Source organism: Collimonas sp. PA-H2 (genome assembly GCF_002564105.1).
Lineage (GTDB): Bacteria > Pseudomonadota > Gammaproteobacteria > Burkholderiales > Burkholderiaceae_D > Collimonas.
Genome location: NZ_PDBX01000001.1, coordinates 2,910,922 through 2,930,792 on the forward strand (window position 1 = coordinate 2,910,922; position 19,871 = coordinate 2,930,792).

The following is a 19,871-nucleotide window of genomic DNA, read 5'->3' on the forward strand; positions in this document are numbered from 1 at the left end:
TTCTTTACGTCTGGAATTTGCCGCCATTTGTGAGCTCACTTGAGAGCACGCAGAACGCATATGTCCGTGGGCGCACCGCTGCGATTGCGCCGCAGGTGAGCGGCTATGTTGTCGAGGTGGCGGTCAAGGATTATGAACAGGTGCGTGCAGGCCAGGTGCTAGTGCGCATCGACGAGCGTATATATCGTGCACGGGTGGAGCAGGCGCGCGCCAATCTGGCTGCCCAGCGGGCTGCTCTTGCCAATAGCGAGCAGGCTCGTGCCTCGCGCAGCGCCGGACTGCTGGCGCAGACCGCCGGTCTCGCCAATGCTCGCGCGCAGCTTTTGCGAGCGAAGGCGGATATGGCGCGCATTGACGATTTGGTGCGCGACGGTTCCGTTTCCATTCGCGAGCGCGACCAGACGCTTGCAGCGCTCGCCCAGGCAGAAGCGCAGGTTCGCCAGGCCGACGCGGCCGGCGAGATCGCCCGGCAGGATATCCGCACGGTGGATGTCGGTAAAGGCGGGCTGGAGGCGCAGGCGGAAGCGGCGCAAGCACAGCTCAAACTCGCCGAGATCGATCTGGACAATGCCGTGATCCGCGCGCCTGAGTCCGGGCAGATCGGCGAGGTCGGCGTGCGCCTCGGCCAGTATGTGACTAACGGTACGCAACTGCTGTCGCTGGTGCCGGCAGAGCACTGGGTTATCGCCAACTACAAGGAAGCCCAGACTGCACACATGGCGCCTGGCCAGAAGGCAAGCATCAGCGTCGACGCGCTCGGCGGAGCGGAACTTGAGGGAAGGGTGCAAACGATCTCGCCGGCGGCGGGATCGGAGTTCGCGGTGCTCAAGCCGGACAACGCTACTGGCAATTTTGTCAAGGTTCCGCAACGAATAGGCGTGCGCATCGTGATCGATCCCGGCCAGCCGCTGGCGCAGAGATTGCGGCCGGGCATGTCTGTGGAGGCGCGGGTCGAGACGCGCGGGCACAAATGACGACACGGACGATTACCCTTTTGCTGGTCGTGGCGCTCGCCGCGTGTGCCGGGCCGAAGCCAGCGCCGCCGCTCGCGGCAGCTGTCGCGCCGCCGGCAGCGTGGCGGGACGACTCCGCTCCCGGCAGCGAACTCGCGTCCGGTTGGTGGCAGGGCTTCGGCGACCCTGTGTTGACAAAGATTGTCGAAACAGCGCTTGCCAACAATCTTGATGTGGCCATGTCTGCTGCGCGAGTGGAAGCCGCGCGCGCGCAGTTTCGCTTGAGCGAGGCGCAGCGCTTGCCCAATCTTGCCGGCAGCGCAGGCGGCGGCAGACAGCGTGATGTCAGCCCCTTCGGCAAGCCGCAGACCCAAACCGCCGGACAGGCCGAGCTCTCTGTGTCTTACGATCTTGATCTGTTCGGCCGCCTTGCCAGTGCGAGTTCGGCGGCGCGTGCTTCATTGCTGGCCAGTACGGCGGCGCACGATAATGTCCGACTCGCGGTAGCGGCTTCGGCCGCGAGCGGCTACATCACATTGCGTGCGCTCGATGCCCGGCTCGCTGTATTGCACGATACCTTGGCGGCGCGCTCGGCTTCGTTGAAGTTGGCGCGGCGGCGCGCCGAGGCGGGTTATTCATCCATGTTGGATCTGCGCCAGGCAGAAGCTGAATATAGCGCGACCGAGCAACTTATCCCGGCAGCCGAACTGGCGATCAGGCGGCAGGAGGATGGCCTCAGCTTGCTGCTGGGGGACAATCCGCACGGGATCGAGCGTGGCTCGGATTTGGCTGCGCTGACAGCGCCGTCCGCCGCATCCGGCCTGCCGTCGGCGCTGTTGCGGCGTCGCCCGGACATCGCAACAGCCGAGCAGCAGCTGGTCGCCGCCGACCATTCGCTTGACGCGGCGCGTGCTGCCTTCATGCCGAACATACAGCTTACGGCGTCAGGGGGCTATGTCGCCTCCACTCTTCTTACTAGTCCGATCGCTATCTTTGCGCTCGGCGGCAGTGTCCTGGCCCCTATTTTTGACAGCGGCCGTTTGCGCGCGCAAGCAGATACGGCGGCAGCCAGGCGCGATGAAGCCGCCTACCTTTATCGAAAGACTGCGCTGACTGCTTTCAAGGAAGTTGACGAATCGCTTAATGCAATCCGGCGCAACGCAGACCAGGAGCAGGCGATCGCAGACCAGCGTCAAGCCTTGGCGCGTGCGCTGACGCTGGCAACCAGCCGCTATCGCGCCGGTTATTCGCCCTATCTTGAGCAGCTCGATGCGCAAAGGAGTTTGCTATCAACAGAACTGACCCTGATCCAGGTGCGTGCCGACCGCTTGATTGCCGCGGTAAATCTGTTCCAGGCGCTGGGCGGCGGGTGGCAGAATCAAGGATGAATGAATCGCCTGGATAGCTTGATGCACAAAGCAATTGCCGCTCCGGCCGCTCGATTGGAGACCGCACGTTCCCAATGGCAAGCCTGTGCTATGGACACGGCTACGCCATTGAAGTACGTCGTGACGATTCTTCGCCTCAAATTTTGATGAAACTGGCCCCACCCAGAGGACCGAACGGCAACGATGCCAGCGGGCCGCCGATATCCAGCGCGCCGAGATCAACGCCAAAGAAGCCGGCCTTCTCCAACAGCGAGCGGACGGTAGTTTTGGCATCCGCGTCGTCGCCCGAATAGAAAAGCACGCGCTGTCCGCCTGCCGTTTCCGACTCGGCGAGAACACTCGCATCGACGTGATTGAATGCCTTGACGAAACGCGCGCCGCGAACGATCTCACGGACCAGGCTGCTCGAGTGACGTCCTCCGAGATCGACCGCTTTGATGCCATATGCCGCCAGAGGATTGGTCGGATCCTTGGCGTCCGGGGAATCGGGGGCTATCCATTCGACGGCATTGGTGCCGTCGACGACGATGCGTCCGTTCCAGGCAGGCAGTTCGCCAAGGACACGCTTTACATCCACCCAGCGAACGGCGACGATGACGATGTCCGCCTTGGCCGCTTCCTCCGTCGTGCCGGCCTTGATCGTAGGGCCGAGCTCTTTGATCAATCCAGCGAGGGATTCTGGGCCCCGGCTGTTTGAAATGACGGCGGGTATGCCCGCGTTGGCGAACGCCCGTGCAATGTTGGATCCGAGCGCGCCTGCGCCAATAATGCCAATGTTCATGATTTACTCCAATGTGATTTGATCCGGCTTAGGCCGCCGTGGCCATTGCCACCCCAGGATTGAGGCGGCGAATTGCTTGTGATACAACGTCCAATTTTCTATAAAAGAATATGTGTCAATGACACTATTACATTTAAAGCAAAAAAAAACCTATCATCTATCTGGTAGTGCAAACTTCCCAAGTCGCGACACTTCGACGGCGATATCAGCGATCGTGACCTTGGAGAGCTCAGTTTCGAGCGCCTTTCGCGCCCGTTCCAGCACCGGGCGCATGGCCTCCTGGATATTGCTGCCAACCGGACAAACGGCACTGGGCGGTGTTCGATGCATGGCAAAGAGTTCCGTATCCTCGACCGCCCGGTAAACATCGAGAAGACGAATCCTGTCGGCAGGCTTCGCGAGCAAAGCGCCGCCGCCGGCGCCCAACTGCGACTTCGTCAAACCGGCGTCGGCGAGCCGCGACAGCAAGCCTCGGATGACCACAGGCCCGGTATTCACCGAAGTGGCCAAGTCTTCTGAACGCAACGGCTTGCCGCCGCTCACCGCAAGTGCAGCGAGCGTGTGGACGGCAACGGCGAATCGGGTGCTGGTTGGCATATAGGGAATCCGTAAATAAAAACGTAATATACACTTTTGCTTATTCGTTCACTTCCCGATGTCAGGGGTTCGTTCAACGCGCTCTTATCATGCCTGTTTGAGGACGCCCTGGCTGTGCAAGCGGCTGCCAATCTTTGCGATATTGCGTTCGCCTTGCGCAAGTGCTGCAGCATTGGTGTGAACGGAGTAGTAACCGGTGACCAGATCGTAAGGGTGCTTAATGGCAGAGCCGAGAACGAAGCCCGTGTCGGACGTTGCTTCAAAATGGATTTCGCCTTCGGATTCTTCAAAAACAACGAGCTCGCCCGAGGATATGTGTTCAGCTGCCGACACGCCGCCTTCATGAACGGCGACCCATGCCACATCGTGGCCTTTGGGAGGAATAAAGCTCCAGCGCTCACCGGCCTTCAGTCGCACATCGAGGTAGGTCATACCCGCTGGCGCAGCAACAATGCTTTTATGCCCTTCGTATTCGCCCATGATGATTCGGGCGGGCCCAACTGTCTCAAAGGCGGAAGCGTCGAGATACTGGCTGTGAGGTTCGGCCAATTCGAGTTCTGGCGGCATCGCCACCCAAAGCTGAAATCCTTTGCCGCGCTCCTTGCCGTGTAGCCCTCCGGTATGCCAGACGCCGCTGCTTGCGCGCATCCATTCGACGCCTCCCGTATCGATAATGCCTTCGCGCCCGGTGGTTTCCTTGTAGAAGGCCTGGCCGGACAGGATCAGCGTCAGTGTCGCGATGCCGGAATGGGGGTGGAATCCAAACTTGGGCGCGTTTGCAGCATCGGCTTCGAAATGGTCAAGAAATATGAACGGCTTGATCAGTTCGCCGATATCGCCCGGACTGGCCAAGCGGGTAATGGCCCCGTGCGCATGTCCGCGCGTGCGCAATGCCACCTTGCGCTGTTGTTGCCCCTCACGCTCGGATCGCGTGGGCTGTGTGTAAATGGTCATTTTTTCTCTCCATGCCATAAGTTTCATGATCGGATTTGCCGCGCCTCTCACCAGATCGGCAAGCATCATCTTGATGCACCCGCGTGTCGAATTGAAGGTGAAGCGTTGATGAAAGAATATATCCGGGCAATCCATCTGAACAGACGAAATATTTAGATGTAATCCATCTTCTGAATAGATGGATCGTGAGCGATTACGATCCTCGTTAGTCCCAAGCCGGAGCGAGGTGGGGAGGACTGACAATCCTGCTTCCTGGACTGCGAAGCGTCGCTATCGTCTGCATATCCTCTTGGGAAAGTTCGAAATCGAAGACGCGGACGTTGTCGACGATGCGCTCGATTTTCTCGGTGCGCGAAAGAGCGACGATGTGCGGCTGCTGGATCAACCATCTTAAGACGATTTGCGCAATTGTTCGCTCATTGCGAGCGGCTATTTCCTTCAGGACGGGACTTTCGAAGACGCGTCCGAGCGCCATGCCGCAATAGGCCATCAGGCTAGTCTTGTTGACATCGACCGCCTTGAGCAGCACGCTCTGGTCCAGGAAAGGGTGGTACTCCACCTGGTTCGTTACGATCGGGTGCCGCGAAAGTTTGATCGCGGATTGCATCATGTCGGCGTTGAAGTTGCTGACGCCGATATGCCGAACCTTTCCCGCATCGACAGACCGGTTCAGGCCTTCGATCTGCTCAGCAATTGAAACGCTTCCGCGCGGCCAATGCACCAGAAGGAGATCGATATGATCGGATTGGAGATTGAGTAGGCTCTGATCAACCGATGCGGAAAATCGTTCTGCGGGATAGTTATCGACCCACACCTTGGTCGTCACGAAGATGTCGTGACGAGGAATGCCGGATGCGCGGATCGCGGCGCCGACGTCGGCTTCATTTTGGTACATCTGGGCCGTATCGATATGCCGGAAACCATGGCGCAGCGCGGCTACCAGGATCTCCTCAAGGCGCGGGCCTGACATGCCATAGGTGCCGAACCCGAGACGCGGAAGATGCGCCCCGCCAATGGCAAGGGCTGCGGACGCGATAGGCGAATATAGTGAAGTGGTGGACATTGATCCCTCCTCGATTTTTTTCATTCCAATTCATCATGGAATGATCTCTCGTGAAGGGGGCAGGCGCCAGACAGAATTTTTCGATACTGTCCATCGGCAGCCGCGATGGATGCGAAGCGGATGGCTAGCGCTTCGACCTGGAAGGGCTTTTGCCCGGTGCTTTGCCTGCGGGAATTGTGCTTGCCGGGGAAGGCATTTGCTTCAAGCGCTCGATGAACCAGCGCCCGGCAGGGCCAGGCGGCGATGATGTTTGCCAGATGGCCGACATTGGCAAAATCAATCCCTCCGGAGGCACATCTTCGATCCGCAATACGGACAAGCGGCCGTTTTCGATATCGCCGCGTACGATATGCAGCGGCATGCCGCCCCATCCCAGGCCGTTCAAGAGGAAATGATGCTTGGCGAAGAGATCGCCGAGCCGCCAGGTCAAAGGCGACATCACGCCAAACTCACGACCCTTCGACAAATCCGAGCGGTCCGTCAAAACAATTTGTGTGTGTCTTGCCAAGACATCTTTAGGAATCTTCCCCTTGTGGGAGGCCAAGGGATGATCGCTGGCGCAGACCATGAGAAATGTAATGCCGGCCAGCCGCTCATAGGCCATCTTCGGCGGAATATGAGGCAGCGAGCCGACGATCCCAACGCTACAGCGCTGATCCAGAACGGGCTGCATTGCCCCTCCCAAAGCTTCAACATAGACGCGCAGCGCAACGCCTGGATAATGCTGCCTGAACTCCTTTGCGACTTGCGTCACCGCGTCAATCGGATACATGACATCCACGACGACGGACAGCTCCGGTTCTAATCCGGTCGCTATGCCTTTCGCGCGGGCCTTCAGGAGATCGACGCCGGTAACGATACTGCGCGCATCGGCGAGCAGGACAACGCCGGCGGGCGTAAGTTTTGGATAGCGGCCGGACCTGTCAAACAGCTCGACGCCAATCTGTTCTTCAAAATTGCTTATGGTTTGGCTGACGACCGACTGCGCTCTATACAGTTTGCGCGAGGCAGCGGAGAAGCTGCCCTCATCGACGGCAGTAATAAAGGTCCGCAATTGATCAAGCGATACACCGTCAAGCATGGGGAATGAATATCGTCGCAGTCGATGGAGAAATCGATCATATCCGGTTTCCGCCAGATGGACAATCGCGCTCCGCCTGCCTACTTTTCCTTGCTCTCCTGCGCCAAGGGATGCCAGGAATCGTCTGCCAGCTCGGCGGCAAGGAAATCGAGCAAGGCCCTGACAGCTGGAATCATCCCGCGCCGTGACGGAAATACGGCGTGGATGATGCCCGAGCGTGCGCTTAACCGCGGCAGTAGCCTGGTCAGCGTGCCGGCTTCCATTTCTTTCACCACGGCTAGCGCGGGCATATAGGCGACGCCTATGCCTTGCAATGCGGCGGTGCGTAGCGTGAGCAGGTCGTCCGTGTGCAGGCGAGGCGTATGCACGAGTTCTTCGGAATTGCCATCCTTGTCTTGAGCACGCCAGGTGACCTTGTCGCCGGCATAGCCCATGGCGACGATGGGCATTTTTGCCAAGTCCGCCAGTTGCGCAGGCGCGCCATGCCGGAGCACGAGTTTGGGGCTGGCGACCAGAATCATTTTCGACGGGCCGAAGGCGCGCATGGCGAGCTCCGAATCTTCCAGCGGCGGCACCCTGACACGAATGGCGATGTCGATTCCTTCGTCGACGACATCGACGCGGCGATTGGTGGCGTCGAGCGCGATGCGTACCTGCGGCTCGGCCGCCAGGAACCTGGCCAGGATGTCGGCCAGGCCGCCCTGGAGAAGGCCGACCGGGCAGCTCATGCGTATCAATCCCTGCGGCGAGGATAGCGTTTGATGCACGGCGTCTTTTGCCGACTGCGCTTCCGCAATCAAGGCCACGCAATGGCCATAAAAGGTCTTGCCGATCTCGGTCAGGGAGAGCCTACGCGTGGTGCGGTTGAGCAAGCGCACCCCCAGCTCCGCTTCCAGCGTGCTGACGCGCCGGCTCAGCTTGGAGGTCTGCATGCCGAGCGCCTCGGCTGCAGCGGAATAGCTGCCGGCATCGACGACCTTGGCGAAAAAGACAAGATTATTCAGGTCATTGATCGGTGTCACGCCCGCCTCCATTGCTTGGTTTTCATTTATTTTTCTATTTTCGACAAAGATCCATTCTATTTCAACCCATTAATCTGGGTTTGTTGCTGGACTATGATGGCCTCATCAACTCGCAAGGCAAGGTGCAATGGCACTGAGCAATAAGAGCTCACGTACTTGACGACTCTTGGAGAGCAACATGTTGCAGATTCGAAATTTAGATTCCCTCGCGGGCAGCGACTTGACCTGGCTGAAGGCCAAACACCATTTCGCGCTACACGGGCACGACAATGCGGCTCACGAGCCGTTGGGAAGCCTGGTCGTCTTGAACGACGACGAAGTGGCGCCCGGCGCAGGATTTCCCATGCATGGCCACCGCGACATGGAAATCGTGACCTATGTCAGGGAGGGTCTGCTCGAACACACAGACACGACCGGCGGACGCGGCCAGATTGCCGCGGGCAATGTCCAGGCATTTTCCGCAGGCAGCGGCATCCGCCACTCGGAAACCAATCCTGGCAGCGGGCCGCTGAAGCTTTTCCAGATCTGGCTACGTCCACGTCGCCTCGGCATTGCGCCGCGCTGGTCGACCAAGCCTTTTCCCAAGGCCGAACGGGCCAATCGCTGGGTAGTGCTGGCGAGCGGCCTGCCCGGCGACCAGGAAGCTATTGCTATCGAAGCGGATGCACGCGTGCTTGGCGCGACGCTCACACGCGGCCAGTCCATCGGCTATGAAATCGGCGCTTCCCGCTACGGCTACCTGGTGGTCGCGCGCGGCGCGGTTTCGGTCAACGGATTGCGTCTCGATGCACGCGACGGCATCGCGGCCAAGGATGTTTCAAAGATTGTCGTCGCAGCAATCGACGATGCCGAAGTTGTTCTTGTTGACGCAGCTTGATTTTTCCATCTTTCCATTTTTTATTTCTTATTTTTCATTCTCTTTAAGGAGCACATCATGTCCACACCTAACAAATACTTGCCTTTGATCGGCCGTATTCTCATCAGCGCGCCCTTCATCATGAGCGGCCTCGGAAAACTGACTTCCTACGAGGCTACCGTCGGCTACATCGCCAGCGTTGGCTTGCCGCTGGCCGGATTAGGCTTTGCCATCGCGGTGCTGATGGAAGCCGGCGGCGGCGCCTTGCTCCTGCTGGGCTACCGCACGCGCCTGGTTGCTCCCTTGATGGCCTTGTTCACGCTGGCGACAGCGATTTTCTTCCACCACAACTTTGCGGATCAGAACCAGATGATCCACTTCCTCAAGAACATCATGCTGGTGGGTGGCTTGCTCAACATCGCCTACTTCGGCGCCGGCCCGGTCAGTCTCGACAGCGCGGCGAGCAGGCAAGCCTTGGCGCCGGTGGGCGCCAAGCCTGACAACCGCGCATCTTCCTGAGGCAGAAACTGACATTCGCATGGTCATGCGGGGGAACACTTGTTCGCGGGGCTAATGCGGCCTAAACTAGGCTGGCATAGCGAAACATGACTCCGATGGAAACCGGCCTGCGCGACACCCTATTCAGACCATGAGATGAAAGACCAAGTCAAGTACAACAGGAGCGCTGAAATCCCCGGCCTCGTACTAAGCGAAGCGCACTTCTCAGAGTTCAGTTTCGCGCCTCACTACCATCTCGACTATCACGTTGGCCTCGTGACAGAAGGTGTGCAACGTCAAGAGTTTCGCGGCGCATCGTTGATTTTGACTCCTGGCACTATCCAGTTGATGCCACCTGGGGAGGTACATGATGGCGCAGTCGCAACGAACCAGTCGTACACACTCAAGACTTTCCGCCTTTCGCCCGCGCTGCTAAGCAGGCTGGCTGCTGATTTTGCGGGAAATGACAGGTTTCCCGCGCTTGCAGCGCTGCTGCTCGAAGATCCAGCCTTAGCCAGGCATTTGGCGCATATGCATGAGTGGTTCGGTTCCGAGCAAGACGATTCGCCGCTGCAACATGAGTCCTGCTTGCTGACCCTCTTCGAAAATTTGTTCGGACGCGCACGCATTCTATCTCCCTCTTCAACCAGCGGCACCTTGTCGGTTTTTCAGTTGCGCCGTATCCGAGATTATTGCGAGGCGCAATTGGCCCAGAAAGTAACACTGGACGAGCTGGCAAAGGTCATTGCTCTCGACCGCTTTCAGTTCCTGAAATTTTTCAAGCGGACCGTGGGCATGACACCGCACGCCTGGCTTCTTCGCATGCGGCTCGAACGCGCGTGTGCCCTGCTAAGTCAACCAGATAGATGCCTCACACAAGTGGCCCAAGAGGTCGGATTCTACGATCAGAGCCATTTTAACCGGGCCTTTCGGCAGGCCTTTGGGGTGGCGCCTTCCCAATACTGACTTTGGAATCGTCCACTCGCCATCCTGGACACCCATCCGTCCTACTCCCCGTGGAGGAGTGCATTGCTCCGTGCAAGCCAAAGGGGAGTAGCGCCACAGAAAATTCAATTTTTTACAAGCGCCACGCTGCCTCGATGAATAAGCTATACAACTGCGCGGTGTTTCCGTCCTCGGCCGAGGACTGCCTGACTAGCGATTCACCGGCGTTGAAGAGGGAGCGGCGCCAGCGCGCTTCGCAATACGAATAACCTACCGGTAACCGACTTATGAGCAACTACAGTTTTCTTGACGACTACAGCGAGGGCGCACATCCACAGATTTTGCAAGCGCTCACGGCAACCAACGCGGTCCAGCAGGCTCCCTATGGGGAGGATGCATATTCGCACAAGGCGAAGGCAAGAATTCGAAGTCACCTTGTCAACCCGGACTGCTCGATATTTTTTGTTGCAAGCGGGACCTTGGCCAACATCGTCATGATCGGAAGTTTTCTTCGTCCGCATGAGGCAGTTATCGCGGCGGCGTCCGGGCACATAGTGGTGCGTGAAACCGGCGCTATCGAGGCAATTGGGCATAAGATAATCACCGTCCCACCGGTTAACGGCAAGCTCACACCCGATAGCATACGCGCTGCATTGGAAGCGAATGCGCATTTTCCTCATATGGCCAAGCCCCGCTTGGTATACGTGTCGAATGCGACGGAGATCGGCACCATTTACTCCAAGGCGGAACTTCAAGCGATCTCAATCTTGTGCAGGGAACGAGATCTGATTCTATTTCTGGATGGTGCGCGCCTTGGCGCCGCCCTTGCCGGGCGCCAAAACGACTTGACCTTGGCTGACATCGGACTGTTGACAGATGCATTCTGGATTGGCGGCACCAAGGTCGGCGCGCTCCTCGGGGAGGCAATCGTGATAAGCAATCCATCGCTGGCTAAAGACTTTGCTTTCCATATCAAGCAGCGTGGCGGCTTGTTGGCCAAAGGAAGGATTCTTGCTCTTCAATTTCATGAGCTATTCGGACCGGAAAATTTGTTTTTCAATTTGGCCCGGCACTCCACTGCAATGGCTGAAAAATTGGCGGCCGGAATAGTAAAAGCGGGATACCAGCTGGCGGCTAATACCGAGACCAACCAGATTTTCCCCATCTTGCCGAACGCGTTGATCGAGTCGCTCAACAAATTCTTCGCATTCTATGTGTGGGAAAAGCGGGATGAACTAAGCTCAGTCATTAGGCTGGTGACTTCTTGGGCGACAGAAGAGGCGCAGGTTGACCGCTTGGTCGAAGCCATCAATAGCTGGACTGTAAGTGCTGCAAACGTCCAGCCGACAACGCCGTTGAGCTAATGCCACTCTGCGATCCAACATAATCGCAAACAAAACCAACGCAGCCCCTGAAAAGGCTGCGTTTTTTTATTGTTTACACTTTAATGCGCACATTGATGCATGTTTCTGGCGAGCGCCTCCTCCTCCATTCTGACAAACTGCGCCGCAACTCTCTTCGGCCTGAGGCAACGGCTGGCTTGTCGCTCATGCATGGTTTTTCTTTCTCTCTGCAACGACTGCGGCCGGAGATCCGGCGCCAGCTGCAGATACCTTCCGCCGGTCAGTAGCACGACCCTGAGCCCCTTCCCGAGCTGGCGAGAAAACCATGATTCCGGCCGTTCCCCCACCCGATCTCGGCAACTCGCATGCCTTCCATGCATGCAAAGCGTGCCAAACGATCGTTTGTCACCAACATTCCCATCACCCAGAATCGCTTCATACCAGACAACAACTGGCCAACCAGATTGGAGTGCGACATGAAAACAAGTCAAGTTACCCGATTTCCTATGAAGAAAGGCGAAGTGATCACAATGACAAAACCAAAAGATTGCGTCATTCAAGTTGATAGCGGCCGTTTGTGGATAACCCAGACCAACCAAAGCGATGACATTTTCATTGAAGCTGGTAGTGCATGCACGCCCAAGGAAAACGGTTTCCTGGTGGCTGAGGCAATGAGCCATACGGTGATGTCGATGAGATACGTAAAGCCCGTGCCGGCGCATGCTGAAAATGATGATAAAGCCCAGTCGGGCATTTCGCTTGAAGGAGCCTGAGAGATGAAGGTTTCCGCATATTTGACTAGTCCATCGGCGCAGCTCGGCTTGGCGGTCGGGATTCTGATGTATGGCAGCTATGGATTGGCACATCATGCTTTCGGAAAAACAGGATTGATCGCTCTTTGTGCCTTTGTCGGCGTATTCATTCCGTATTACTCCAAGTTGAGCAACAAGCTGGAGGAGCTTGTCAATCTTCGCAGCGCACGGTTAAGCCTGGGACGTCTGGTAAGGTTTCTGCCGCAGTTGTTGTTCAATATCGGGATTTTCCTGGCCCTGGTCTTGGCCGGCGTATTCCCTGACAGCAGCCTGGATGCATTGGGTGGCGTGCTTGGCATCGCTTTAGTAACAACTTGCGCCTCGCAAGGCATGCAGTACCTGGCTTTGGCCATGGCCAATCGAGAGATAGGGGACAAGAACCGCAATGTGCTCATCGCCCTGTCAACCAATATTGTCGTGACTGCCGTGGCTACAGTCGGTTGGCCATGGGCCAAGACAGCTTTCATTACGTTCGGCATTGGCTTTGGCCTGCTCTTTTTTGCAGTGGGATTGCTGTCGGATTGGCGCTCGATGGTGTTTCGACGCGGCGGCGTCGGCGTGTTCTTCGGTACCTTCAACCCTACCCATAGCACGCATCTGGCATTGATTCGCGATGCCATCAAGGCCCGCGGTTTGAAGAAGGTGTATCTGCACTGCACAACCGTACCCAAGCTTCATGCCCAGGCACTGCAACGCGGCGAGATTCGCATCTCCCAATACGAACGCGGCATGCGTGTGTATGAAACCACCGAACGTGCTGATGTCCATGTCAACTATTTTCCGACAGGACGCAAGTTTTATGAGTATGAAACCCGTCTGGCCATGATGCAGGCGGCGGTGGCTGATGCCGGCCTGTCCGATGTGGTCGAAGTACTGTCCTTGCCGGAGGCGTATGACAAAGGTGGTTTTTACGCTGTGCTGGCGCACGTCAAGCGATTGAACAAGGGACAAGCTGTGCACGGCATTCATGGCAGCGACCTTGGCGGCATGTGGGTGCGAGGCATATATGACGAATCCGGCTGGATCTACCCCTATCCAGTGGTCCGCCGAGACAAGGTGTCGGCCACTGCTATCAGGAATGGCGCAACCGGTTTGACCACCCGAAAAGTCGAACAAATGATGGAAGCATTACGATAAATCGATGCAAGCAGCTGCAGGCAAACACAACTCTCACATTAAGGAAATTGAATCATGAGCATTCATCATCTTCCAGCACCCCGCGCCATAACGGTATATCCGAATTCAGAAGAGTTGACGATCAAGATTGTGGAAAATGAAGATGAGCGCCTCAAGGCCATGCTGGTAAGGGCCATCGTTTATATGCATGAGCAGCAGTGTCCGTTCAGTGAAGAATTTGACCTGAATGATCACACATCCACCCAGATCGTTGGACTGGACCAGGATGGCGAGCCGGTATTGACGGCCCGCATCCGATATTTCAATAAGCTTGCAAAAATCGAACGCTTGGCGATACGCAGTGAGTACCGTGGCCGTGGTTATGCCCATCGCTTGCTGCATTTTATCTTGAGCATATGCCGGCAAAAGGGCTTCTCCTGCTTTTACTTGCATGCGCAGGCTCGCTTGCAATTTTTCTACGAAGGCTATGGTTTTCGTCCGGTGGGTGGTGATTTCGCCTTTTCCGATCACGATTATATCGAGATGGTTCTGGAAGAAAGTGAAAAGCAACCTCAGCCTTCGGAACAGATTGGCCATTGGCCGATGTTTCTCAACCGGCCCGAGAACAACCTGGACCAAGCCGGGCCATTGGAGTACGGCATTTCCTGCGACCGCTTGCAGCATGGCTTGAGCGAGGGAGTGCGAGCATGAAGCGCTGCCTTGCAGCTGCTGCGCTGAGCCTGGCTCTGGGCGCCGCCGCGGCTGCCGAAGGCATGGAGCCGCACTACCGCGAGCTGCTTGAACGCCTGGTGAACATCAACACCGAAACCCGCAACCTTGCAGGGTTGGCGCAGGTCCGCCAATTGCTGATTCCGCAATTCGAATCGCTTGGCCTGGTGCTCACCAGGCACCGCCTGGCGCAAGATGGACGTGAAGTACTGAGCTTTGAAATGCCAGGGGCGAAGCCTAAGGTAATGCTGGTGGGACATCTCGATACGGTATTCCCTGTCACGGGGGGCTTCCAGAAGCTGGAAGACCAAGGCAATCGTCTGGTCGGCCCTGGCGTCATAGACATGAAGGGTGGTGTAGTGCTTTTGCTCAACGTATTGGAGCAGCTCAAGAAACAAGGCGGGCTGGACCAGGTACGGGTGGTGCTCAATGACGATGAAGAGATCGGCTCGCCCAACTCCAAAGCCGTGATACGCAATCTGGCTCAAGGACTGCCATTCGGCTTGGTGTTCGAACCTGGCCTGGAAGATGGCTCTGTCGTAAGCAGCCAATCTGGTGTTCGCTGGATCAAACTGACGACCACCGGCAAGGCCGCGCATGCCGGCCTGGAACCGGAAAAAGGGATAGATGCCTGCCTGGATCTGGCAATCAAAGTCAAGAAGGTGAGCGCGTTAGCGCAGTCCGGCAAAGGCCTGACGATCAATCCCGGTCTGATTGCGGGCGGCAGCAAACCTAACGTGGTGTGCGAGGACGCTAGCGTCACATTTGACATCCGCTTTCGTTCGCTGGCCGACTGGCAGGACGTTTCCCATGCTATCCATCACATCAGTGCGGTTAGCGATGTCTACAACCCGCTTTTGCAGCAAGGCGCGCATACAGAGATGACGCAGCTGGCGGAAATGCCTCTGCTGCCGACCGCCAGCACCGCCGAACTGCTTGAGCGTATCCAGATCAGTGCCCGCTCACTCGGACAAACCGTGCGTGCTCGTGCCGTCGGCTATGGCAGCGACGGTAATAATCTGGCTGAAACAGGCATGCAATTACTGGTTGGCGTGGGCCCTTATGGCGGCGGCATGCATTCAGACCAAGAGTTCATGCTACTGAGTTCTTATCAGGAGCGCCTGTCGCTCCTCACCTTGTTGATCACCCAACTTTCTTACTCACAAAAAGGCACATCATGAAAGCATTAGTCGTTATCGATATCCAACGCGAATACATCTCGCCAGGCCGTAAGTTCCAGATCCATGGCATCGGTCCATCACTGAAGAACGCTTATGCGATGCTGCGCTTCGCCCGTACGCAGGACTGGCCCATCGTGCATGTGCAGCATCTGCAAGACGGCGAAATATTCAACCGAGAGTCTGACGTCTCCGACTTCATCGACAGTTTTGTACCAGAGGCCAACGAGGTGCTGGCGGTCAAGAACAACTACTCATCGTTTTCCTCTCCTGCCTTTGTCAAGTTCGCGGCGGATCACCCGGATCATGAGTTTGTCGTCATTGGTTACGGCACCACGATGTGCTGCCTGTCCACTATTGTGGACGGCTACCATCGGGGCTACCGTTTCGCGTTGGTGGAAGATGCTTGCGCCGCCCTGGCAGTTGGCGAGCACTCAGAGGCCTCGATGCATGATCATGCCGTCGCCATTCTGGGACCGTTTTCCCGCCGCACGAACACCGAGGAAGAAACCACGCTGAATTCATTTACTGCAAAGATCTGACCGTCTTTACAACGTTACCCTATTACCAGAAAGAGGTTTTCATGCAAACCGTTCACTCTCCAGCTTTGATGCCTTGCCAAGCAAGCGCAACCGGTACTTTGCAGCTCACGCAACGTGTTGCGGGTCCGGCTGATGGCCCGCCTATCCTGATTGCCACCATGCACGGCAAAGAAGCGGTGCTGGCTCCGCCATTGGCAGACTTGGGATTCCAGGTGTTGCTGCCGCTTGAGTATGACACCGACCTGCTGGGGACTTTCTCCGGCGACGTGCGGCGCCCAGGCACGGCGTTTGAGGCGGCTTTGGAGAAAGCGCGCCGCGCTTGTATAGCTACTGGCGTGCCACGCGCGATCTCCAGCGAGGGCTCGTACCGGCCATGCCAGACCCTGTTTCCCGCCGCCCGCAACGCCGAGATACTCGCCTTTGTCGACTTGGAGAGCGGGCAAGAGTTCGTGGAGTACATGACCGATCTGCCCACGCGCTTTGTCAAAGACCGGGTTCCGGCAGATTTTTCTTCTCCCCAAGTGCAAGCCCTGTTGTCGGCAATGGGGTGGCCCGACGTGCGCGCGATGGTTGTTCCGGAAGACCCGGGGCAAGGCGTGGTACAGCCCGAGTGGGTATTCAAGGGATTGGCTGACGCCCCTTCTCTGATTGAAGCGATGCGAGTGTGCGCTGCCCACTCCAGCGACGGCTGGGTGCATCTGGAAAGCGACCTGCGCGCGCATATGAATCCTACACGCATGGCTGCAGTCGCTCGCGTGGGTGAGCGTTTAGTGCAACGCCTGCGCCGCCAAGGTTATGGCCAGCCGCTGCAATGGGCTGCCTGAAGAGACGGATCCCGCTTTCAAGCCGCCTGCAAATGGTTGCGATTGCAGGCTGTCAATGACAGCAAGATGAGCGCGTCCCAGGGACATGGTCATCTTGCTTCATTTACTCTGGCCGCGACATGGCGAGCTGAAGCCAATTGACAAATGCCTGCACCGAGGGATCGCGCCGCGGCCCATGGCACAGATAGAAGGAGCGCGGACTCACCAGCCGTTCTTTTAATGGTGCGACCAACAGTCCTTCCGCTAACAGCGAGTCGACCAGCGGCGAGTTCCCCAGAGCGACGCCATGGCCCATGGTGGCCGCCTGGATCAGCTGATCCAGGTGGCTGAAGCGAAAACCGATATCGTTCAACTGCAGGTCGGCGCCCAGCTGCTCGAACCAGTAAGGCCATTGCAGCCATGGCCAGGCGTTTTGCGGATCGCCTAGATGCAATAAAGTGTGATGCTGCAAATCGTCCACGCAAGTCAACTTACGCCCGCTGCGCTGCAACAGCGCCGGGCTGCATACTGGAAACACCTCTTCCTTGGCAAGACAAATATCGCTGTCAGCTGAAATCATGTCCGGGGAACAGTAGCGAATCGCGATATCCACCACGCCTTGCTTGAGGTCGACCAGGCGATTGTCCGCGTCGATATGCAGTGCGACTTCGGGGCATTGGGCACGGAAACGAGCCAGCCTCGGCACCAGCCAAAGCGCTGCAAATGAAGTCGTGGTGGATACCTTGACGCCGCGCTGGGTGAACTCTTTGCGCAGGCTGGCTACCGTTCCCGACAGATGATTCAGCGACTCATTCACTGCTTCAAACAGCACTCGTCCCTGCTCGGTCAACTCTAATGCCCGATGGCGTCGCTCAAACAGCACCAGGCCCAAAGATTCTTCCAGCTTCTTGACCTGTCGGCTAATGGCCGATTGGGTGAGAAAAATCTCATCGCCTGCCTTGGAAAAACTCAGCTGCCTTGCCGCAGCTTCAAAACCGACCAACAAATCCAGGGGGGGAAGCCGTCGCGTCATATGGGGTAATCGTCCTTTTGGTGCAAATTGCTGCGGTTAGTAAGAAAAATGATTGGCAAATCGAGCAGCTGCCATTTGAGCGGAATTTTAAATTGCGTTGATCCCTAATACATCGTTTAGCAACGATTCTTGATCGCATATTACGTAGTAATTTTCACTAAAAAGACGATTACTCCTACTTGTAGGTGCGACAATTTAACATATGATATGTGGCAACATTTTTAAAAAGAACAGACCTGTCTGTTTTTTGTTACAAATCATGGATAATTGAAGCGCCTGCACTATCCATTTGGCGTGATTGTGGGATAGCATCCAATCGGCGGAAGTGATCCGGATTGCAACATGTCCCTCATGCCGTCGATGGTAAAACCCGCACTACTTGAGCATTCCATGCTGCCCGAAAGGCAGTCCACAACTAAAGGAAGGTGCTACTTATGAAAATTCTTTTCACTCTTAAAAATATGCTTACTCGCCAAAAAAGCCTGAAGGCATACGCCTGGTACATCTGGTATTGAACCTGCAAGCCATCACCTGATTTACAGGGATGCGGTTGGAGCTTCCAACCGCGTTCGGTGAAGCCCTGATCGGCCCGCCGGACGCGGGCCTCCACTTCATGGAGAGCATCGATGCCAAGTACTGGCAAGCACATTCGAACTACTGTTTTTACACCTAGGCTCCAGGCTCTTTTGCACGATCATCGCGGCGAGGAAGTGTTCCGGCTGGATGCGAACACCGTCGGTGTCGCCGGGACCGCATTGACCCACCAGATCCTCAGCGCCAGGCCGGCCACCGAATTCGAGCGGCCGACATTCAAGCCCCTCCACGGACGCTCCATTCCCCGCGCCGACGCTCTGAAATTGATGCAAGCGATCGGCAGCGATGTGAGGGCAGCATTGAAGAAGCCTGTATCCGAAACGGTCGATCTTGCGGGCGACTGGCCGCACGTCGGGCACGTTTACTTGCGCGATCTTGTTCTCGGTGGCGACCCGTACCGGTTGCGCATCCTCATGGACCGCATACTGGAACTGACGCCCAAGCTGACCTGGGCGCTCATCGCCGCTGGAGCGGCGCCATCCGTCCGGCTCCAACCGGAAGCATCCGCCATCGCGAAACTGACCGCCAGCGCCTCGACTTATAACGACCGCCGCTATGCCATGGGAATGTATCGCCGCACAGCCGCCCCGGTCTGTTTCACCATCTCCACGCTGGTCGCCAACGCACTCTGGCTCGGATTGCCATTCGACAAAGACACCTCGAACCGCAACATCCTGTATGAGGCCCTGCGGCTGCTGCCGCCGTCCTGGAACATCTTGAGGAACGCGTCCCCCGAGTACGCCGCCCTCGATTCCCGGATCGGTCCCGACGACGATGTCCTGATCTTGCCGCTTCTCAGTCACCGCGACCCGGCAATCTGGGACGACGCCGATGAGTTCCGTCCCGAGCGCTGGGAGAGCATCAACCCCAGCGAGCAGCCCGGCTACCTTCCTTTCGGCCACACCTCCGAACGCTGCTGGGGACAGCATATGGTGATGCCCCTGGCCGAGAGGCTTCTCGATATCCTGCGCAACGACGGCCTTGCCGTCAGCCCGCGGCAAATTACGGCTGAAGTACCGCTTGCCGGCCTGCTTGGCGTCTTCCAGGTCAAAGTCGTCCGGCAATAAGGTGAAGTTCCTTTGCTTGCGAAGTTGACCATATCCGCTTGATCCAGCCGCCGCTGCCGCTCCCAGGCAGCACCCGGCTGGTACGATCCCGCAAAGCCGGGCGCGCATAGATCGACAGCGATCTGTTTCGCGCTGCGGCGCCGCTTACCTCGAGCCATCTGTGCTGCCGAGGGACTGTTCCTGTCACTTTGCGTAAATCCTATCAATTTTGACAGTTGTTCAAATATGAATTGAGGAACAATCTTGCTGCGGACTTCATGTTTGCGGAGCAGCAGATATGCATATTGAACGTTGGAAAAAAGATAAATATCTCGCCCCGTCTTCCCACCTGAACTCTGCCTTACCTTGATGTCTCAGTACCAGCCTGGATGTCGGATAAACATCTTGGCACGCTACCGCCACCGCCATTACATTAGCGGATCGTGCCGCCGTCTCAAGATTGCCGGAACTCCAGGCAGTAACGTGTATTCCTTTGTCTTCACAAGCCTTACCTTTCTTAACGAAGTTGATGCGAGG

General features: G+C 57.1%; 21 protein-coding genes. 14 read left to right on the top strand and 7 right to left on the bottom strand.

Annotated features, from left to right (window positions below):
- Positions 1–29: 29 nt before the first annotated feature.
- Both BCF11_RS13245 and BCF11_RS13250 read left to right on the top strand, forming a co-directional pair.
- Complete coding sequence (locus BCF11_RS13245) at positions 30–974, top strand: HlyD family secretion protein (RefSeq protein ID WP_233212474.1); 945 nt, start codon at positions 30–32, stop codon at positions 972–974.
- A complete protein-coding gene (locus BCF11_RS13250) occupies positions 971–2,341 on the top strand; it encodes an efflux transporter outer membrane subunit (RefSeq protein ID WP_098495138.1) in 1,371 nt (456 codons plus the stop codon). Before BCF11_RS13245 ends, BCF11_RS13250 begins: the two co-directional genes overlap by 4 nt.
- Positions 2,342–2,477: 136 nt before the next feature.
- Here the strand turns inward: BCF11_RS13250 and BCF11_RS13255 are convergent, their stop codons facing one another.
- From BCF11_RS13255 to BCF11_RS13280, 6 genes are all read right to left on the bottom strand, one after another.
- On the bottom strand, positions 2,478–3,122 hold the full coding sequence (locus BCF11_RS13255; RefSeq protein ID WP_098495139.1) for an NADPH-dependent F420 reductase: 645 nt from the start codon (positions 3,120–3,122) through the stop codon (positions 2,478–2,480).
- Positions 3,123–3,275: 153 nt separating this feature from the next.
- A complete protein-coding gene (locus tag BCF11_RS13260; protein ID WP_098495140.1) occupies positions 3,276–3,719 on the bottom strand; it encodes an Rrf2 family transcriptional regulator in 444 nt (147 codons plus the stop codon).
- Between the two features lie 87 nt (positions 3,720–3,806).
- Positions 3,807–4,916, bottom strand: a complete 1,110-nt coding sequence (locus BCF11_RS13265; RefSeq protein WP_369827758.1) for a pirin family protein — start codon at positions 4,914–4,916, stop codon at positions 3,807–3,809.
- On the bottom strand, positions 4,879–5,736 hold the full coding sequence (locus tag BCF11_RS13270; protein ID WP_098497487.1) for an aldo/keto reductase: 858 nt from the start codon (positions 5,734–5,736) through the stop codon (positions 4,879–4,881). Before BCF11_RS13270 ends, BCF11_RS13265 begins: the two co-directional genes overlap by 38 nt.
- 124 nt (positions 5,737–5,860) lie before the next feature.
- Complete coding sequence (locus BCF11_RS13275; RefSeq protein ID WP_098495142.1) at positions 5,861–6,817, bottom strand: LysR family transcriptional regulator; 957 nt, start codon at positions 6,815–6,817, stop codon at positions 5,861–5,863.
- Positions 6,818–6,897: 80 nt separating this feature from the next.
- Entirely contained in the window at positions 6,898–7,839 is a 942-nt protein-coding gene (locus BCF11_RS13280; protein WP_098497488.1) for a LysR substrate-binding domain-containing protein, read from the bottom strand.
- A 178-nt stretch (positions 7,840–8,017) separates the two neighbouring features.
- Between BCF11_RS13280 and BCF11_RS13285 the strand changes: the two genes are divergently transcribed.
- The 10 genes from BCF11_RS13285 (at position 8,018) to BCF11_RS13335 (ending at position 16,682) form a co-directional block, all read left to right on the top strand.
- The gene (locus BCF11_RS13285) at positions 8,018–8,716 is read left to right on the top strand and encodes a pirin family protein (RefSeq protein ID WP_098495143.1); all 699 of its coding nucleotides are present in this window, start codon (positions 8,018–8,020) and stop codon (positions 8,714–8,716) included.
- Positions 8,717–8,773: 57 nt separating this feature from the next.
- Complete coding sequence (locus BCF11_RS13290; RefSeq protein ID WP_098495144.1) at positions 8,774–9,214, top strand: DoxX family protein; 441 nt, start codon at positions 8,774–8,776, stop codon at positions 9,212–9,214.
- Positions 9,215–9,349: 135 nt separating this feature from the next.
- Positions 9,350–10,159, top strand: a complete 810-nt coding sequence (locus BCF11_RS13295; RefSeq protein WP_098495145.1) for an AraC family transcriptional regulator — start codon at positions 9,350–9,352, stop codon at positions 10,157–10,159.
- Between the two features lie 266 nt (positions 10,160–10,425).
- On the top strand, positions 10,426–11,502 hold the full coding sequence (locus BCF11_RS13300) for a low specificity L-threonine aldolase (RefSeq protein ID WP_098495146.1): 1,077 nt from the start codon (positions 10,426–10,428) through the stop codon (positions 11,500–11,502).
- A 455-nt stretch (positions 11,503–11,957) separates the two neighbouring features.
- The gene (locus BCF11_RS13310; protein WP_158229194.1) at positions 11,958–12,254 is read left to right on the top strand and encodes a DUF2917 domain-containing protein; all 297 of its coding nucleotides are present in this window, start codon (positions 11,958–11,960) and stop codon (positions 12,252–12,254) included.
- A gap of 3 nt (positions 12,255–12,257) precedes the next feature.
- Positions 12,258–13,430 (top strand): hypothetical protein, encoded by a 1,173-nt coding sequence (locus BCF11_RS13315; RefSeq protein ID WP_233212475.1) that lies wholly within the window; start codon positions 12,258–12,260, stop codon positions 13,428–13,430.
- 54 nt (positions 13,431–13,484) lie between these two features.
- Positions 13,485–14,120, top strand: coding sequence for a GNAT family N-acetyltransferase (locus BCF11_RS13320; RefSeq protein WP_098495149.1), 636 nt, complete (start codon positions 13,485–13,487; stop codon positions 14,118–14,120).
- Complete coding sequence (locus BCF11_RS13325; protein WP_098495150.1) at positions 14,117–15,319, top strand: M20/M25/M40 family metallo-hydrolase; 1,203 nt, start codon at positions 14,117–14,119, stop codon at positions 15,317–15,319. The genes BCF11_RS13320 and BCF11_RS13325 overlap by 4 nt, the downstream gene beginning before the upstream one ends.
- Positions 15,316–15,858 carry a cysteine hydrolase gene (locus tag BCF11_RS13330; RefSeq protein WP_098495151.1) on the top strand — a complete coding sequence of 181 codons (543 nt, stop codon included), beginning with the start codon at positions 15,316–15,318 and terminating at the stop codon, positions 15,856–15,858. The genes BCF11_RS13325 and BCF11_RS13330 overlap by 4 nt, the downstream gene beginning before the upstream one ends.
- Positions 15,859–15,899: 41 nt before the next feature.
- Positions 15,900–16,682: a DUF6671 family protein gene (locus tag BCF11_RS13335; RefSeq protein WP_143751328.1), complete on the top strand. Its 783-nt coding sequence runs from the start codon at positions 15,900–15,902 to the stop codon at positions 16,680–16,682.
- Positions 16,683–16,785: 103 nt separating this feature from the next.
- On the opposite strand, the gene BCF11_RS13340 is transcribed toward BCF11_RS13335, so the two are convergent.
- A complete protein-coding gene (locus BCF11_RS13340) occupies positions 16,786–17,694 on the bottom strand; it encodes a LysR substrate-binding domain-containing protein (RefSeq protein WP_098495153.1) in 909 nt (302 codons plus the stop codon).
- A gap of 434 nt (positions 17,695–18,128) precedes the next feature.
- Here BCF11_RS13340 and BCF11_RS28645 point away from each other — a divergent pair, with 434 nt between their 5' ends.
- Positions 18,129–18,209, top strand: coding sequence for a tryptorubin family RiPP precursor (locus BCF11_RS28645; protein ID WP_369827853.1), 81 nt, complete (start codon positions 18,129–18,131; stop codon positions 18,207–18,209).
- Positions 18,210–18,380: 171 nt separating this feature from the next.
- The gene (locus tag BCF11_RS13345; RefSeq protein ID WP_199110859.1) at positions 18,381–19,355 is read left to right on the top strand and encodes a cytochrome P450; all 975 of its coding nucleotides are present in this window, start codon (positions 18,381–18,383) and stop codon (positions 19,353–19,355) included.
- The last annotated feature ends 516 nt before the right edge of the window (positions 19,356–19,871 follow it).

Coding starts and splice junctions, on each gene's coding strand:
- BCF11_RS13250 (WP_098495138.1), top strand. CDS start 971: ATGACGACACGGACGATTACCCTTTTGCTGGTCGTGGCGCTCGCCGCG.
- BCF11_RS13255 (WP_098495139.1), bottom strand. CDS start 3,122: ATGAACATTGGCATTATTGGCGCAGGCGCGCTCGGATCCAACATTGCA.
- BCF11_RS13260 (WP_098495140.1), bottom strand. CDS start 3,719: ATGCCAACCAGCACCCGATTCGCCGTTGCCGTCCACACGCTCGCTGCA.
- BCF11_RS13270 (WP_098497487.1), bottom strand. CDS start 5,736: ATGTCCACCACTTCACTATATTCGCCTATCGCGTCCGCAGCCCTTGCC.
- BCF11_RS13275 (WP_098495142.1), bottom strand. CDS start 6,817: ATGCTTGACGGTGTATCGCTTGATCAATTGCGGACCTTTATTACTGCC.
- BCF11_RS13285 (WP_098495143.1), top strand. CDS start 8,018: ATGTTGCAGATTCGAAATTTAGATTCCCTCGCGGGCAGCGACTTGACC.
- BCF11_RS13290 (WP_098495144.1), top strand. CDS start 8,774: ATGTCCACACCTAACAAATACTTGCCTTTGATCGGCCGTATTCTCATC.
- BCF11_RS13295 (WP_098495145.1), top strand. CDS start 9,350: ATGAAAGACCAAGTCAAGTACAACAGGAGCGCTGAAATCCCCGGCCTC.
- BCF11_RS13300 (WP_098495146.1), top strand. CDS start 10,426: ATGAGCAACTACAGTTTTCTTGACGACTACAGCGAGGGCGCACATCCA.
- BCF11_RS13310 (WP_158229194.1), top strand. CDS start 11,958: ATGAAAACAAGTCAAGTTACCCGATTTCCTATGAAGAAAGGCGAAGTG.
- BCF11_RS13315 (WP_233212475.1), top strand. CDS start 12,258: ATGAAGGTTTCCGCATATTTGACTAGTCCATCGGCGCAGCTCGGCTTG.
- BCF11_RS13320 (WP_098495149.1), top strand. CDS start 13,485: ATGAGCATTCATCATCTTCCAGCACCCCGCGCCATAACGGTATATCCG.
- BCF11_RS13325 (WP_098495150.1), top strand. CDS start 14,117: ATGAAGCGCTGCCTTGCAGCTGCTGCGCTGAGCCTGGCTCTGGGCGCC.
- BCF11_RS13330 (WP_098495151.1), top strand. CDS start 15,316: ATGAAAGCATTAGTCGTTATCGATATCCAACGCGAATACATCTCGCCA.
- BCF11_RS13335 (WP_143751328.1), top strand. CDS start 15,900: ATGCAAACCGTTCACTCTCCAGCTTTGATGCCTTGCCAAGCAAGCGCA.
- BCF11_RS13340 (WP_098495153.1), bottom strand. CDS start 17,694: ATGACGCGACGGCTTCCCCCCCTGGATTTGTTGGTCGGTTTTGAAGCT.
- BCF11_RS28645 (WP_369827853.1), top strand. CDS start 18,129: ATGAAAATTCTTTTCACTCTTAAAAATATGCTTACTCGCCAAAAAAGC.